This is a genomic window from Pseudomonas sp. GW821-FHT07F01, from assembly GCF_059418825.1.
Map to the genome: position 1 here is coordinate 245,538 of NZ_JBWKQO010000008.1, position 15,797 is coordinate 261,334.

Genomic DNA, 15,797 nt, shown 5'->3' on the forward strand with positions numbered 1-15,797 from the left:
GGACCAGCCGCACGGGTATCCTGCGTTCGCAAGACCTCGCAGGCTCCTTTCACCGCCTGTCTGCGCGGCCCTGCGGGCACAAAAAAGCCCGGCACTGGGCCGGGCTTTTTCTGCTGCGGTCTGCGGGCTGATTAAGCGCCGTATACCGGCAGCTTCTTGCAGATGGCCTTGACCTTCTCACGCACGGCGTCGATCACCGCTTCGTTGTTCAGGTCCGCCAGGATGTCGCAGATCCAGCCGGCCAGTTCCTTGCACTCGGCTTCCTTGAAGCCACGAGTGGTCACGGCCGGAGTACCGAAGCGCAGGCCGGAGGTGACGAACGGGGAGCGTGGATCGTTTGGCACGGAGTTCTTGTTCACGGTGATGAAGGCTTTGCCCAGAGCGGCGTCAGCGTCCTTGCCGGAGATGTCTTGCTTGATCAGCGACAGCAGGAACAGGTGGTTCTTGGTACCACCGGACACCACGTCGAAACCGCGCTCGATGAACACTTCGGCCATGGCCTGGGCATTCTTCACCACTTGTTCCTGGTAAGCCTTGAACTCAGGCTGCAGTGCTTCCTTGAAGCAGATGGCCTTGGCGGCGATCACGTGCTCCAGTGGGCCGCCCTGGGCGCCAGGGAATACAGCGGAGTTGAGCTTCTTCTCGATGTCGGCGTTGGCGCGAGCCAGGATCAGGCCGCCACGTGGACCGCGCAGGGTCTTGTGGGTGGTGGTGGTGACCACGTCGGCGAATGGTACTGGGTTCGGGTAGACGCCAGCGGCGACCAGACCGGCCACGTGGGCCATGTCGACGAACAGGTAGGCGCCCACTTTGTCAGCGATTTCGCGGAAACGCGGGAAGTCGAGGATCTGCGAGTAGGCAGAGAAACCGGCCACGATCATTTTCGGCTTGTGCTCGACGGCCAGGCGCTCGACTTCGTCGTAGTCGATCAGACCGTTGGCGTCGATGCCGTACTGAACAGCGTTGTACAGCTTGCCGGAGGAGGAAACGGCAGCACCGTGGGTCAGGTGACCGCCGTGGGCCAGGCTCATGCCCAGGATGGTGTCGCCGCCTTGCAGCAGGGCCAGGTAGACCGCTGCGTTGGCTTGGGAGCCGGCGTGTGGCTGGACGTTGGCGTAGTCGGCGCCGAACAGCTCCTTGGCGCGATCAATGGCCAGCTGCTCAACCACGTCGACGTATTCGCAACCGCCGTAGTAGCGCTTGCCTGGGTAGCCTTCGGCGTATTTGTTGGTCAGTACCGAGCCTTGAGCTTCCATCACCGCTGGGCTGGTGTAGTTTTCCGAAGCGATCAGCTCAATGTGCTCTTCCTGGCGCTGAGCTTCTTGCTCCATGGCGGCAAAGAGATCGGCGTCGTACTTGGCAATAGTCAAATCACGGCTGAACATGGCGGTCCTCAAGGATCGGGGGCAGAAAAGGGAGGCATTCTAACCCAATGGGTTTTAGATGGCATATGAAAGGACATCATGTCGCAGACAAGTGGCCTTCACTTGGGTACGGGCTCGTGCAGGAGCTGGCTTGCCAGCGAAGAGGCCCCTGAGACCGCCTTCGCCGGCAGGCCGGCAATTACGCAAGCAGGGGATGTTAGTCGAACATGAACAGGGCGTCGTTGCTGAACTGCGCCTCGAAGCGGTTGGCCGGCATCGGCCGGCCGAACAGGTAGCCCTGGACCTCGTCGCAGCCATGTTCGCGCAGGAACTCCAGCTGTTCGTGGGTTTCCACGCCTTCGGCGATCACCGCCAGGTTCAGGCTGTGGGCCATGGCGATGATGGCGCGGGCGATCTGCGCATCCTGCTCGCCGGACGGCAGGCCGTCGACGAAGGTGCGGTCGATCTTCAGCACGTCGATGGGGAACTGCTTGAGGTAGTTCAGCGATGAGTAGCCGGTGCCGAAGTCGTCCACCGCGATGCTCAGGCCGAGGTTCTTCAGGCCATCGAGAATCTGCATCGCCTCGCTGACTTCGCGCATCAGGATACTTTCGGTCAGTTCCAGCTCCAGGCACGCCGGCGGCAGGCCGGTGTCCTTGAGGATGGTGGCGATGCGCATGCCCAGCTGGCCGTCGGAGAACTGCCGGGCGGAGATGTTCACCGAAACCTTCGGCACCCGCACCTTGGCCTGGTGCCAGGACTTGAGCTGGCGGCAAGCTTCACTGATCACCCAGTCGCCCACATCCACCACCAGCCCCAGTTCTTCGAGCACCGGAATGAAGTCACCCGGCGGTACCAGGCCGCGACGCGGGTGGCGCCAGCGCAGCAGCGCCTCGGCGCCGGTCAGGCGCTTGCCGTCACCGCTGAACTGCGGTTGGTAATAAAGCACGAATTCTTCCTGCTCCAGGGCGTGGCGCAGGTCGCTTTCCAGTTCCAGGCGCTCCAGGGCGCTGGCGTTCATGTCTGCCTGGTAGAACTGGAAATTGTTCTTGCCGCGTTCCTTGGCGTGGTACATCGCGGTGTCGGCGTTCTTCATCAACTGGCTCAGCTCGTTGCCATCCTGGGGGCTCAGAGCGATGCCGATACTGGCGGTAACAAAGAACTCGCGGCCTTCGAGGACGAAGGGTTTGACCAGGCTGGCGAGAATCTGCTCGGCCACATGGATCGCCCGGTTCAGGGCCATCTCACGGCTGGAGCGCGGCTGCAGGAGCAGGGTGAATTCGTCGCCGCCCATGCGTGCCACGGTGTCGTCTTCATCGACGCAGCCCAGCAGGCGCGTGGCCATTTCCTTGAGCATGCGATCGCCGGCGGCATGGCCCAGGGAGTCGTTGATCGGCTTGAAGCGGTCCAGATCGAGGAACATCAGCACCACCCAGGACTTCTGTCGTTCTGCCGATTGCAGGGCGGTGTGCAGGCGGTCCTGGAACAGAGTGCGGTTGGGCAGGTGGGTCAGGGCGTCGTAGTAGGCCAGGCGGTGGATGCGCTGTTCACTGGCCTTGCGTTCGCTGATGTCGCTGAAGAAGCACACGTAGCTGGCCAGGTCGCCTTCATCGTCGAGCACTGCGGTGATCCCGACCCACGCCGGGTAGTGCTCGCCATTGCGGCGCTTGAGCCAGACTTCGCCTTCCCAGGTGCTGTGCTGGTTCAGTTGCTTGAGTACATAGCGCAGGTGGGCTTCCTGCTGGTCGTCCACGGTGAGCATGTTCGGCAACTGGTCGAGCACCTGGGACACCGCGTAGCCGCTGACCCGGCTGAACGCCTCGTTGGCCTGGACGATATAGCCGGCGGGGTCGGTGATCAGGATCGCCGAGGTCGAGTGCTCGAATACCGTGGCCGCCATGCGCAGGTCCTTTTCCGCTCGGCGCTGCTGGCTGATGTCGCGGCCGACCCCGAGCACGCCCTCGAAGGCGCCATGCTCGTCCCACACCAGTACCAGGCGCAGCTCGATGGGGATCTTGCGGCCATCGGCCCGCAGGCAGTCGAACAGGAACAGCTGGGTCTGCACCTGGCTGCGCAATTGCGCCAGTTGCTCGGGTTTGTCCAGGGCCTTGCTGACCCGGTCCATGAGGGTGTAGATGCCGCTCAGCTGCTGCGGGTTGGCGATGGTCGACTGCCAGCCGTTCTGGAAGATCCACTCCACGTCGTAGCCGAGCACCGCGTGCACCGAAGGGCTGACGTAGTTCAGCGAAAGCTTGCTGTCGGTGGAGAAGATCACATCGCTGATGCTTTCGGCGAGCATGCGGTAGCGCTGCTCGCTGTCACGCAGGGACTCGCTGGCCTCGATCTGGTCGGTGATGTCCTTGGCCACGCCGATGATCCGTGTCACCTGGTCGTAGCGGTCCCGGGCCAGGGCCTGCTCGCGGATCTCGAAGCGCCGCCACTGGCCGCTGCGGTGGCGGAAGCGCAACTGGCATTGCAGCAATTGGGCATAGGCCGAGTGCCGCTGTTCCTGGCGCAGGCGGTGATAGAGGTCGGCGTCTTCCGGGTGCAGGAGGATTTCCCAGAAGTACTCGCCCATCTGGTGCAGCTCGGTCTTGTTGTAGCCCAGGGTCTGGCCCAGATGGTGGTTGCTGAAGATCATCCGCTGGCTGATCACATCCTGTACGTACAGGTGATCAGGCACGGTGCGCACCACGTCCGACCAGAACCCTTCGCGCTCCAGCAGTGAAAGTTCGATCAGCTTGCGGCTGGTAATGTCGCTGATGCTGAGGATCACCGCGCTGTAGTCCGCGATGGCCTCGGGCAGGCGCAGGACCAGCCACAGATGCTGGTCGTTGCCCTGGGCGTCGCTGAGCTTGATCTCCAGTTCCAGCTGTTTCTGCTGGTTGATCACGGCTTCGAGCAACTGGCTGCCGATGGCGTTGCCGTTCTTCGGGCTGCCTTCGATCAGCAGTTGCCAGGCCTGCTCGCTGGATTCGACGTTGAGCAGGCGCAGGGCAACCTGGTTGACCTCGGTGATGCGCAATTCACTGAGCAGTTGCAGGCGGTGGCCAGGATCGCTGGCCTGCCAGCGCTTGAGTTGGTCGCTGTTGTGCAGGTTGTGCTTGTCGAGCAACCCTGGAAGCCCTGAGATATCCATGACGCACAAGGCCACGCCGGTGCCTTCGAAAATGTCCTGATAGCGCCGCCGGCCTTCGTGCAGTTGGCGCTGGCGCCGGCGCATGTTCAGCAGGGCGATCACCGGCAGCAGGGAGAAGGCCAGGCCCAGCAGGCACTTGCCAATGAAGGCCGGCAGCAGCGCCTCGAGCACGGCCCGCTGGTCGAACAGGCCGCGCAGTTGCCAGTCGCTGTTGCTCAGGGGCACCAGCAGTACGCTGCTGGCCATTTCGTCGGGATCCAGCATGCCTGGGGTCGAAGTGCTGCGCTCATCGCGCTTGATCACCTGGTGGCTGAGGCGGTTCTCGATCACCCAGGTGGGCTTGAAGCCCTCTTCGCTTTGCCGCACCAGGGTCTGCAGAAAGCTTGGAGCCAGGCGCAGGACCCAGTAGCCGCGGCTCCCGCCGCTGGACTGGTGCAGCAGGACATGCACCACCGAGCCATCGGCGGGGTTGCTGTAGTAGTAGCGTTGGGCACGGCTGCGCTGGACCAGCTCGGCGAGCCACAGGGCGTCCTGGCTATCGGTGGCGCTGTCGCTGAGGATTTGCCCCTTGCTGTCCAGCAGGGCAAAGCTGCGTACGTCCGGCAGCGAGCGCTGGAGTTTCTGAAGCAGTTGCTGTTGCTGCTGGCTGTCTTGCGGTGCCTCGATGATGGGCAGCAGATTGAGGGCGATCTGGGCGTTGAGCGCCAGGTTCAGGCTCAGGTGGTCGGCCAGGTCGGCGCTGTAGTCGATGGCATGCTGACGCTGGTCCTGGCGGGTCTGTTGCAGTTGATCGAGCAACTGCCAGAACAACAGGGCCAGCAGCAACAGCACCAGCGTCGCCAGTGCGCCTTTGAGTGTGCCACGCATAGGATAGGCCGGCCCGGGGGCAGCGGCGCGCGCGGGCTTTGGCGAAGTGACGTTGAACAAGCTGTGATCCTGCGGTTTGGCTGGGCTGGCGCGACGTGCACTATAAGCCGGACGCCCGAAGGGCGGCTAGCATGCCTTGAGTTGTGGCAAAGTGCCAGTCCCGCCTGGCTGGACCTGGATCGTGCATTGAGGTAGTTTTGCCGGTTACGCGGGAGCGTTCCAGCTCCAGACAATCAGGCTTTTTCCGCCCGTCGGTATTGATCATGGTCAATGCCGGCGCAGCGCATGGCCTGGCCCGGGCCCGGCCCGTTCTATTCATCTGTCACTGACGCTAGGTTCACCATGGCTCAATACGTCTTCACCATGCATCGGCTGGGCAAGGTTGTTCCGCCGAAGCGGGAAATCCTGAAAAACATCTCCCTGTCCTTTTTCCCTGGCGCCAAGATCGGCGTGCTGGGCCTCAACGGTTCGGGCAAGTCCACGCTGCTGAAGATCATGGCCGGCGTCGACACCGAGTTCGAGGGCGAAGCCCGCCCGATGCCGGACCTGAACATCGGTTACCTGCCCCAGGAACCCCAGCTGGACCCGGCCAAGACCGTGCGCGAAGTGGTCGAGGAAGCGGTCAGCGTGATCAAGGACGCCCAGGCGCGCCTGGACGAGGTCTACGCCGCCTATGCCGAGCCGGATGCCGACTTCGACAAGCTGGCCGCCGAGCAGGCCAAGCTGGAAGCCATCCTGCAGGCCAGCGACGGCCACAACTTGGAGCGCCAGCTGGAAGTGGCCGCCGACGCTCTGCGTCTGCCGGCCTGGGACGCCAAGGTCGAGCACCTGTCCGGTGGTGAAAAGCGTCGTGTGGCCCTGTGCCGCCTGCTGCTGTCCGCTCCGGACATGCTGCTGCTCGACGAGCCAACCAACCACCTGGACGCCGACTCCGTCGCCTGGCTGGAGCATTTCCTCCACGACTTCCCGGGCACTGTGGTCGCGATCACGCACGACCGTTACTTCCTGGACAACGTCGCCGGCTGGATTCTCGAACTCGACCGCGGCGCCGGCATTCCTTACGAGGGCAACTACTCCGGTTGGCTGGAAGCCAAGTCCGACCGTCTGGCCCAGGAATCCAAGCAGCAGTCGGCCCATGAAAAGGCCATGAAGGAAGAGCTGGAGTGGGTGCGCAAAGGCGCCAAGGCTCGCCAGTCGAAATCCAAGGCCCGTCTGCAACGCTTCGAGGAAATGCAGTCCCAGGAATTCCAGAAGCGCAGCGAAACCAACGAGATCTACATTCCGGCTGGTCCGCGCCTGGGTGACAAGGTCATCGAGTTCAAGAACGTCACCAAGGGCTACGGCGATCGCGTGCTGATCGACAACCTGTCGTTCTCCATGCCCAAGGGCGCCATTGTCGGCGTGATCGGCGGTAACGGTGCCGGTAAATCGACCCTGTTCCGCATGCTCATGGGCAAGGAAACCCCGGATTCGGGCAGCATCGAGATCGGTGAAACCGTGCAGCTTGCCTGCGTGGATCAGAGCCGTGAGGACCTGGACGGCAGCAAGACCGTGTTCCAGCAGATCTCCGACGGCTCCGACCAGATCCGCATCGGCAACTACGAGATCCCGTCGCGTACCTACGTCGGCCGTTTCAACTTCAAGGGCGGCGACCAGCAGAAGTTCGTCAAGGACCTGTCCGGTGGTGAGCGCGGCCGCCTGCACCTGGCCCTGACCCTGAAGGAGGGTGGCAACGTCCTGCTGCTCGACGAACCTTCCAACGACCTCGACGTTGAAACCCTGCGCTCCCTGGAAGAAGCCCTACTGGACTTCCCGGGCGCCGCCATTGTGATCTCCCACGATCGGTGGTTCCTGGACCGGGTGGCCACTCACATCCTGGCGTACGAAGACGACTCCCAAGCGGTGTTCTTCGAAGGCAACTACACCGAGTACGAAGCCGATCGCAAGAAACGCCTGGGCGAAGCCGCAGCGCAACCGCACCGGGTACGGCACAAGAAGCTGGCCTGATCGGTTAGCTGCTTGAAAAAACGGGGCCTTCGGGCTCCGTTTTTTTATGCCTGGCAGAAACCTGGGCGGTTAATTGGGGGGCGTGGCTCAACGTTCAAAGTGAGTGCAAAGCAGTCAATATTTGTCACCAATTCGGTGCGTAAAACACCTGTAGAACCGGGCTATTTATATTTATTGCACCATTTAAATTCATATCTGCGACATTTTGCGCTGTCGCGGTGCGGATTGAATTGATAAAGTCCCGGGCAAATCTCTTCTTAACGACAATAAATTTGCCGAGACTTCCCATGATCGAATCCGTCGAAGACTTCCTTGCCCGCCTGAAAAAACGCGACCCGGACCAGCCTGAATTCCATCAGGCGGTGGAAGAGGTCCTGCGCAGCCTCTGGCCGTTTCTCGAAGCCAATCCGCACTACTTGAGCTCCGGTATTCTCGAGCGGATCTGCGAGCCGGAACGCGCGGTGGTGTTTCGCGTGTCGTGGGTCGACGATCAGGGCAAGGTCCGGGTCAACCGCGGCTTCCGCATCCAGATGAACAGCGCCATCGGCCCGTACAAGGGCGGCCTGCGCTTCCATCCCTCGGTCAACATGGGCGTGCTGAAATTCCTCGCCTTCGAGCAGACCTTCAAGAACTCCCTGACCTCCCTGCCCATGGGCGGCGGCAAGGGCGGTTCGGACTTCAACCCCAAGGGCAAGAGCGACGCCGAGGTGATGCGCTTCTGCCAGGCCTTCATGAGCGAGCTGTACCGGCATATCGGTGCCGACGTTGACGTCCCGGCCGGTGACATCGGCGTGGGTGCCCGGGAAATCGGTTTCCTCTTTGGCCAGTACAAACGCCTGAGCAACCAGTTCACGTCGGTGCTGACCGGCAAGGGCATCAGCTACGGCGGCAGCCTGATCCGCCCCGAGGCCACGGGCTTTGGCTGCGTGTACTTCGCCGAGGAAATGCTCAAGCGCCGCGGTGATCGGGTCGAAGGTAAGCGCGTGGCGATCTCCGGCTCCGGCAACGTGGCCCAGTATGCGGCGCGCAAGGTCATGGACCTGGGTGGCAAGGTGATCTCCCTGTCCGATTCCGAAGGCACCCTGTATTGCGAGTCGGGCCTGAGCGAAGAGCAGTGGCTGGCGGTACTGGAACTCAAGAACGTGCAGCGTGGGCGTATCAGCGAGCTGGCGAGCCAGTTCGGCCTGGAGTTCCGCGCCGGCAAGACTCCGTGGGACCTGCCGTGCGATATCGCCTTGCCCTGCGCCACGCAGAATGAACTGGACGCCGAGGCGGCCCGTACCCTGCTGCGCAACGGCTGCACCTGTGTCGCCGAAGGTGCCAACATGCCGACCACTCTGGAGGCTGTGGATATCTTTATCGACGCGGGTATCCTCTTCGCCCCGGGCAAGGCGTCCAACGCCGGTGGCGTGGCGGTGAGTGGCCTGGAAATGTCGCAGAACGCCATGCGCCTGCTGTGGACCGCCGGTGAAGTGGACAGCAAGCTGCACAACATCATGCAGTCGATCCACCACGCTTGCGTGCACTATGGCGAAGAGAATGGCCGGATCAACTACGTGAAGGGGGCGAACATCGCCGGCTTCGTCAAGGTCGCCGATGCCATGCTGGCCCAGGGCGTGGTCTGAACCGTCTCAGGCCGGTTCGATGCGGATGATCTCGATCAACTGATTGCCCGCCGGCCTTTGCCACAGGACTTCGTCCCCCGGTTGTGCTCCCAGTAGGGCACGACCCAGGGGCGAGGCCCAGTTGATCAGCCCCTTGGCCGCATCCGCTTGATCCTCCCCCACCAATTGCACGCTTTGCTGGCGATCCTGTTCATCGGCGAAGGTCACCCGGCTGCCGATCTGCACCTTGTCGGTTGAATTGGCCGGCGTCACCACTTGGGCGCTGTGCAGGCGCTGGGTGAAATAGCGCAGGTCGCGCTCAAGCTCTGCCATTCGCTGCTTGTCGGCGTCATCTCCCAGGTCGTTTTGCTCGCTGTGCTGGCTGTGCAGCAGGGCAACCCTGGCCTGCAATTCGGCAAGGCCCTGGGGCGTGACGTAATTGGGCTGGGTGCTGATCTGGCGCTCCACCGGCTGCTCGGCCTGGGCGGCTTGATCTTCATTGACGAAAGCGCGGCTCACGGTTTTCTCCTTGAAGGGAGGCGGGTGGACCATGGTTGCAGGCTTTTCACCTGGGCGGTTACCTGAAAGCGACCTACGGCGAACGATAGGCCCGGGCCGCATCGCGGTCCTTTTCCTGCTGCCAGGCTCGCTCGCGCTCGTCCCAGTGCCGCTCTCGATACTCGTTGCGGTCCTGGTTCTCCAGCATGGCCTGGCATTGGCGGAAACCATCGTTCCAGCCTTCGGCGTATTGCGCGTCCTTGAGGTAGCGCGGTACGTCCTTGCGAAACTCTCCGCTCATGGAGCCTGCCGCCTGGCGGCCGCTGACGCAGCCGGCATCGAAGCCATCGGCAAAGGCCGGCGGATAGCCCTGCGCCAGCAGATGCTCATGGGTTGATTCACAGCCACCGACTAGCGCCAGCAACAGCGCTGCCCACCCGTACCGCCACATTTTCGTCTCCCAGGCTTCCTCTGCGTGAAGTCTAGAAGGGCGTTTGTCAGCAAGCCGTGAAAGCCGGGTGATCAACCCATTTAACCGTGGCCGCTGGTGCAGGCTGCGACAAGGTTCGCAGCACCTTCCAGGGCCCTTGAGAGCGGCCTCTGGCTGCCTTTAGTAGTGATACCACTTGAGTTCGAGCATGACCTCGTTGACCGGAGTCGCCAGTTGGCTGAACTCCCGCTGTGCGCTCAGGCGCAGGCCCAGGTTGCGCGACAGCTCCCACTGCTGGTTGAGGCTCAGGCTGCGGCGTACCTCGCCATTGGTGAAGTAGTCGCCCTTGGCCTCAAGGCTGAAGTTGCCCAGCGGGTTTTTCCACAGCAGCCCGGAGTTGAAGCCTGCTGCCGGGGCGATGAAACCAGCAAAGTCGGCGTTGTGCTCGACTCGCACCGTGCCCAGGACAAAGCCCAGGGTGTCCTCGCCCAACTGCCAGGTGCCGCCGGCCCCGCCGTTGACGTGGCTGACCAGGGTCTCGTCGTCGTGTTTGCCCGGTACTCGCTCCAGGCCGCCGGTGACCTGCCAGGACCAGGGTTGCAGCAGGTCGTTGCGTGGGGTCAGGGAACGGATGGTCGCCAGGTCCAACTGTTGCAACTGCCAGTGGTTGCCTTCGTACTGGCGCAGCTTCATCTGCAGGATCTCGATCTGCGCCCCCAGGGGGAAGCCTTCGGCGTTGTCGTTGAGGTCGTGATAGGCCATGCGCAGGCCGTACTCGGCGAAGGCCTTGTCGTCCCGGGTGCCGACTCCCAGCTGCCAGGTGCGCGACTGGTGGCCGTCTTCCGGCAGGCCGGGGCGCTGGATCTGCAGCTCCGGTGCCGGGTTCTGGTTGATTGCCCGCAGCAGTTCGAAACTGCGTTGCGAGCGCTGCGCATCTCGTTCCAGGCCGTTGGCCCGGTAGCGTTCAAGACGGTAGGCGGCATCCACGATCAAGGCCTGGCGATCCCGGGGCAGAGCCTTCAGCTCAGGGGCCTGCAATTGCTTCTGGTCAGCGCTGACCTTGAGCACCCATTGCTGTTCTTCCGGGTCCAGGGGCTGGGCGCGGCTCAGCAGCTCCCGCTCCCGGGACGGGCGATAGTCGATGCGTTCCACCAGCCCGGCGTCCTTGACTGCCTTGACCGTATCGGTAGGGATCGCCGTCAGCGGGAACTGTTCGGTCAGGCGCAGGCTGGGGCGCGCCACTTGCAGCAGTTCCAGCAGCCGGTAGGAGCAGTTTTCATCGAAGAAGAAGTAGTCGAACTTGATCTGCTTGAGTTCCCAGACATGCTCCACCATGCGTTCGGTTTCGGCCTGGGTCAGGTTCAGGCGGTATTCCCACAGGTCGCGGTTTTCCAGGCTGCGGTATTCCGAGAGCTTCTCTTGGTAGGGCACTAGAGCGAACAGCCCCGGATAGCCGCCCATCAGGCCTTTCCAGGCGTAGAGAATGCTGTTGTCCGAGCCCTCGATATAGGCCCCGAAGTTGATTGCGTAGCTGAGCAGCGCGGTGTTGTTGCTCTGTACGTCCGCCTGATCGATGCGCAGCAGGGTGTGGCCGAACATCGACGAGGGGCTGTTCAGGTATGCCGCGGGAAAGATCATCACCGTGCTGTGGGGCGAGACATCCTTGAACCATTGCTTGAACTCGGCGCACTCCACCGCAGGCAAGTCATTCAGGCCCAGTTGCGCCTTGAGCCAGCGGGTGCGGGACGGGTAGACGCACTGGGCATGCTGGTCACCCGCATCGGCGGGGGCGTAGAGGGCGTTCAGGGTCGCGGCCAGCTCAGCGTCGGGATGATGGGCACCGTCGGCAGCGAGGAAGAATTTCGGGTCGCTGACATAACTGCGCCAGCCGCCGAGCTTGGCAGTTTCGTAGTGACCTATGGATATCCAGAAGGGGTCATTGGCCAGTTGCTGCAAACGTTGAGGGTCGATGTGAGGCGCGGCATACAGCGGGGCGCAGACACAGAGCGCCAGGTAGGCAAGGCGTTTGAGCATGTTGGGCAACTTAAGTCGGAAATACAAAGACCCAAGGTGGGCAAGGTCCGGAAAATAAAACCCGCTCCTCGCGAGGAGCGGGTGGGGCGAGCTTAAGCTGGGGTTGCGTACTTGGCCAGGCGCGCGTCGTTTTTCAACACGGCCAGGGTATTGGTGTGCACATCTTCCGCGGTCACGTCAGCCTTGCTGAAGATCTGTTGGAAGTGCTCGTGGGTAACCGCGGCAAAGTGCGCGCGATCCTCAGGGGCTACACCGAGTACCACGGCGTAGGTGGTCAGGGCTTCGCCTTGACCCTTGGCCATGTCTTCGGAGAGCTCGTTCATCATGCCGTTCATGGCGAACCAGGACTTGCCGCCATAGGTCAGCGAGGCATTGGTCGAGCAGCCGTTGGTACCGGAGGTCATGCCGAAAGTGGCGTTGCCTGAGGTGCCGTTGGTGGTGGATGCGAGGAAGTGCGCCGGAGTGCCGCGCTGGCCTTCGAACAGCATGTTGCCCCAGCCGCAATCCGGGCCGCCTGGCGCCTGGGCCATGGCGTTGAGGGATACAGCGGTGAAAAGAGTACCGAGAAGAATCCGTTTCATAGCGTTGTTCTCTTTGTGTGCATACCAATGGACAGGGAGACTGGCCCGTGTGGGCGCCAGTGGGCCGGTTATCTATCCAGCCGCGCAGTTTGGAGTTTAGGCAGGTTCCTCAGGTTCCGTAACTATTTACAAAACAATACCTGAAACAGCTGGTTTTACTTGGTGCGGGTCGTGGCCTGCGGCTTGTCTATGCTTTCCCCTGAGGCGCGCCTTGCCAGCCGGGCATACCCGGCGCCAGAATGCCGCCATCTGCCCCGCCTGATGTAAGGAAGCCCGATGCCTGATCCTGTTGCTGCCAGCCTGCGTCTTGCGCCTGAAGCGCTGACCCGTCCTTTCTCTGCTGAACAGTTCAGCTTCTCCACCACCAATGATCTGGAGCCCTTCCGCGGTGTGCTAGGCCAGGAACGTGCGGTCGAAGCCTTGCAGTTTGGCGTGGCCATGCCGCGCCCCGGCTACAACGTCTTTGTCATGGGCGAGCCGGGCACCGGCCGCTTCTCTTTCGTCAAACGCTATCTGAAGGCCGAAGGCAAGCGCCTGCAGACCCCGTCGGACTGGGTCTACGTCAACAACTTCGACGAGCCCCGGGAACCCCGGGCACTGGAGCTGCCAGCGGGGGCCGCGGGCAGTTTCATCAGCGACATCAACGGCCTGATCGATAACCTGCTGGCCACCTTTCCGGCGGTCTTCGAGCACCCTTCGTACCAGCAGAAGAAGAGCGCCATCGATCGCGCCTTCAACCAGCGCTATGACCGTGCCCTGGATGTGATCGAGCGCCTGGCCCTGGAAAAGGACGTGGCGCTGTACCGCGACAGCAGCAACATCGCCTTTACCCCGATGTTCGAAGGCAAGGCCCTGGACGAGGCTGAGTTCGCCCAGTTGCCCGAGGCCGATCGCGAACGCTTCCACGAGGACATTTCCGCCCTGGAGGAGCGCCTCAACGAAGAACTGGCGAGCCTGCCGCAATGGAAGCGCGAGTCGAGCAACCAGTTGCGCCAGCTCAATGAAGAAACCATCACCCTGGCCCTGCAGCCCTTGCTCGCGCCGCTGTCCGAGAAGTACGCGGAAAACGCCGCGGTCTGCGGTTACCTGCAGGCCATGCAGGTCTATCTGTTGAAGACCGTGGTCGAACAACTGGTGGACGACAGCAAGACCGACGCCGTGGCGCGCAAGCTGCTGGAAGAACAGTACTGCCCGAGCCTGGTGGTCGGTCACCCTGCCAGCGGTGGCGCCCCGGTGGTATTCGAGCCCCATCCGACCTACGACAACCTGTTCGGGCGCATCGAGTACAGCACCGACCAGGGGGCGCTCTACACCACCTACCGGCAGTTGCGCCCTGGCGCCTTGCACCGGGCCAATGGCGGTTTCCTGATTCTGGAAGCCGAGAAGATGCTCAGCGAGCCCTTTGTCTGGGACGCGCTCAAGCGTGCCCTGCAATCGCGCAAGCTGAAGATGGAGTCGCCACTGGGCGAGATGGGCCGCCTGGCCACTGTGACCCTGACGCCGCAGGTGATTCCGCTGCAGGTCAAGGTCATCATCATTGGCGCCCGCCAGTTGTATTACACGCTGCAGGACCTGGATCCGGACTTCCAGGAGATGTTCCGGGTACTGGTGGATTTCGACGAAGACATTCCGATGGTGGATGAAAGCCTGGAGCAGTTCGCCCAGTTGCTGAAAACCCGCACCTCGGAAGAGGGCATGGCGCCACTGACCGCCGACGCCGTGGCGCGGCTGGCCACCTACAGTGCACGCCTGGCGGAGCATCAGGGGCGCTTGTCGGCGCGTATCGGTGATCTGTTCCAACTGGTCAGCGAAGCCGATTTCATCCGGCACCTGGCTTCGGATGAAATGACCGACGCCGGGCATATCGAGCGCGCGCTGAAGGCCAAGGCCACGCGTACCGGGCGGGTGTCGGCGCGGATTCTCGACGACATGCTGGCGGGCATCATCCTCATCGACACCGATGGTGCTGCGGTAGGCAAGTGCAACGGCCTGACGGTGCTGGAGGTCGGGGACTCGGCCTTTGGCGTGCCGGCGCGGATCTCGGCCACGGTCTACCCCGGCGGCAGCGGTATCGTCGACATCGAGCGCGAGGTCAATCTCGGCCAGCCGATCCATTCCAAGGGGGTGATGATCCTCACGGGTTACCTGGGCAGCCGTTACGCCCAGGAGTTCCCCCTGGCGATTTCCGCGAGCATCGCCCTGGAGCAGTCCTATGGCTATGTGGACGGTGACAGTGCTTCGCTGGGCGAGGCCTGCACGCTGATTTCGGCGCTCTCCAAAACCCCGCTCAAGCAGTGCTTCGCCATTACCGGCTCGATCAACCAGTTTGGTGAGGTGCAGGCGGTCGGCGGGGTTAACGAGAAGATCGAGGGCTTCTTCCGTCTGTGCGAGGCCCGTGGCCTGACCGGGGAGCAGGGGGCGATCATTCCCCAGGCCAACGTCGCCACACTGATGCTCGACGAGAAGGTCTTGCAGGCGGTGCGAGCCGGGCAGTTCCATGTGTATGCGGTGCGCCAGGCCGATGAGGCCCTGAGCCTCCTGGTGGGCGAGCCGGCTGGCGAGCCGGATGCCGAAGGGCAGTTCCCCGAGGGCAGCGTCAATGCTCGTGTGGTGGAGCGGCTGCGGGTGATTGCCGAGATGATCAGCGAAGACGACCTGAAGGAGGCCGAGAAGGAACAGGCCCAGGAGGCGTTGGCCGATACCAAGCCGGCGTGATGCTGTTCGATGGCGAGGGGGGTGTTCCCTCGCCATCGGCGCCAGGCCGCTGACGCCAATTTTTCAAAATAGACCATTCGGCGCCTGTTGGATCGGTCAACTTTGTTTATCAGGCTTTTCTTCTATTCTCAGGGCAAGGAGAACGACAGTCGTCGCTGGATCGAAACAGCCTTGCGTTGAAGGCTGAATAGTGGATCTACCGAGGGTCGCCGCCATGTCGCGCAACCTTTGCCTTACTCGCCAATGCCTTGGCCTGGTTACCCGTATCGAATGCATTGTTCGCCCTTTGGCGGGGGACAACGGTATGTGGACCCTTCTCTTCGCCGCCGGAATGGCCGGTGAACAACCCTCGGCGATCAAGTCCCAGGGGCCGTTCTGCGGACCTGTGGTGGCCGAATCGATCCTCGATTCGATCGTTGAAAGCCTGACTACCCACGGTTACCAACTGGCCGACGATCCGCAGATATGGTGCCTGCATCTGCAGGCCCAACTGCGGCAGATCAACGGTGAGCGGGGGCGTCACGCCGGGGATTTCCAGTTCCATCCCGAACACTGATG

The 15,797-nt window shown here is 62.5% G+C and carries 10 protein-coding genes; 4 read left to right on the forward strand and 6 right to left on the reverse strand.

The window, feature by feature from the left end; genetic code table 11:
* Positions 1-131: 131 nt before the first annotated feature.
* Together glyA and AC07R1_RS28125 are read right to left on the reverse strand one after the other, a co-directional pair.
* Positions 132-1,385, reverse strand: coding sequence for a serine hydroxymethyltransferase (glyA, locus tag AC07R1_RS28120; RefSeq protein ID WP_019096025.1), 1,254 nt, complete (start codon positions 1,383-1,385; stop codon positions 132-134).
* 196 nt (positions 1,386-1,581) lie between these two features.
* The gene (locus AC07R1_RS28125) at positions 1,582-5,430 is read right to left on the reverse strand and encodes a bifunctional diguanylate cyclase/phosphodiesterase (RefSeq protein WP_053153981.1); all 3,849 of its coding nucleotides are present in this window, start codon (positions 5,428-5,430) and stop codon (positions 1,582-1,584) included.
* Positions 5,431-5,712: 282 nt separating this feature from the next.
* Between AC07R1_RS28125 and ettA the strand changes: the two genes are divergently transcribed.
* A complete protein-coding gene (gene ettA, locus AC07R1_RS28130) occupies positions 5,713-7,377 on the forward strand; it encodes an energy-dependent translational throttle protein EttA (protein ID WP_011063569.1) in 1,665 nt (554 codons plus the stop codon).
* A 287-nt stretch (positions 7,378-7,664) separates the two neighbouring features.
* Entirely contained in the window at positions 7,665-9,002 is a 1,338-nt protein-coding gene (gene gdhA / locus AC07R1_RS28135; RefSeq protein ID WP_041119950.1) for an NADP-specific glutamate dehydrogenase, read from the forward strand.
* Between the two features lie 6 nt (positions 9,003-9,008).
* Here gdhA and AC07R1_RS28140 read toward each other — a convergent pair whose 3' ends face one another.
* The 4 genes from AC07R1_RS28140 to AC07R1_RS28155 all read right to left on the reverse strand — a co-directional run bounded on the left by AC07R1_RS28140 (position 9,009) and on the right by AC07R1_RS28155 (position 12,524).
* Positions 9,009-9,500 carry a GreA/GreB family elongation factor gene (locus AC07R1_RS28140; protein ID WP_065363651.1) on the reverse strand — a complete coding sequence of 164 codons (492 nt, stop codon included), beginning with the start codon at positions 9,498-9,500 and terminating at the stop codon, positions 9,009-9,011.
* A 73-nt stretch (positions 9,501-9,573) separates the two neighbouring features.
* Positions 9,574-9,930: a hypothetical protein gene (locus AC07R1_RS28145; RefSeq protein ID WP_011063566.1), complete on the reverse strand. Its 357-nt coding sequence runs from the start codon at positions 9,928-9,930 to the stop codon at positions 9,574-9,576.
* A 159-nt stretch (positions 9,931-10,089) separates the two neighbouring features.
* Complete coding sequence (locus tag AC07R1_RS28150) at positions 10,090-11,943, reverse strand: Lnb N-terminal periplasmic domain-containing protein (RefSeq protein ID WP_026020072.1); 1,854 nt, start codon at positions 11,941-11,943, stop codon at positions 10,090-10,092.
* 92 nt (positions 11,944-12,035) lie between these two features.
* On the reverse strand, positions 12,036-12,524 hold the full coding sequence (locus AC07R1_RS28155; protein WP_011063564.1) for a DUF3015 domain-containing protein: 489 nt from the start codon (positions 12,522-12,524) through the stop codon (positions 12,036-12,038).
* A 276-nt stretch (positions 12,525-12,800) separates the two neighbouring features.
* Between AC07R1_RS28155 and AC07R1_RS28160 the strand changes: the two genes are divergently transcribed.
* Both AC07R1_RS28160 and AC07R1_RS28165 read left to right on the forward strand, forming a co-directional pair.
* Positions 12,801-15,239 carry a Lon protease family protein gene (locus AC07R1_RS28160; protein WP_015637098.1) on the forward strand — a complete coding sequence of 813 codons (2,439 nt, stop codon included), beginning with the start codon at positions 12,801-12,803 and terminating at the stop codon, positions 15,237-15,239.
* A gap of 214 nt (positions 15,240-15,453) precedes the next feature.
* Positions 15,454-15,795, forward strand: a complete 342-nt coding sequence (locus AC07R1_RS28165; RefSeq protein ID WP_015637097.1) for a PA4575 family protein — start codon at positions 15,454-15,456, stop codon at positions 15,793-15,795.
* Positions 15,796-15,797 lie beyond the last annotated feature (2 nt).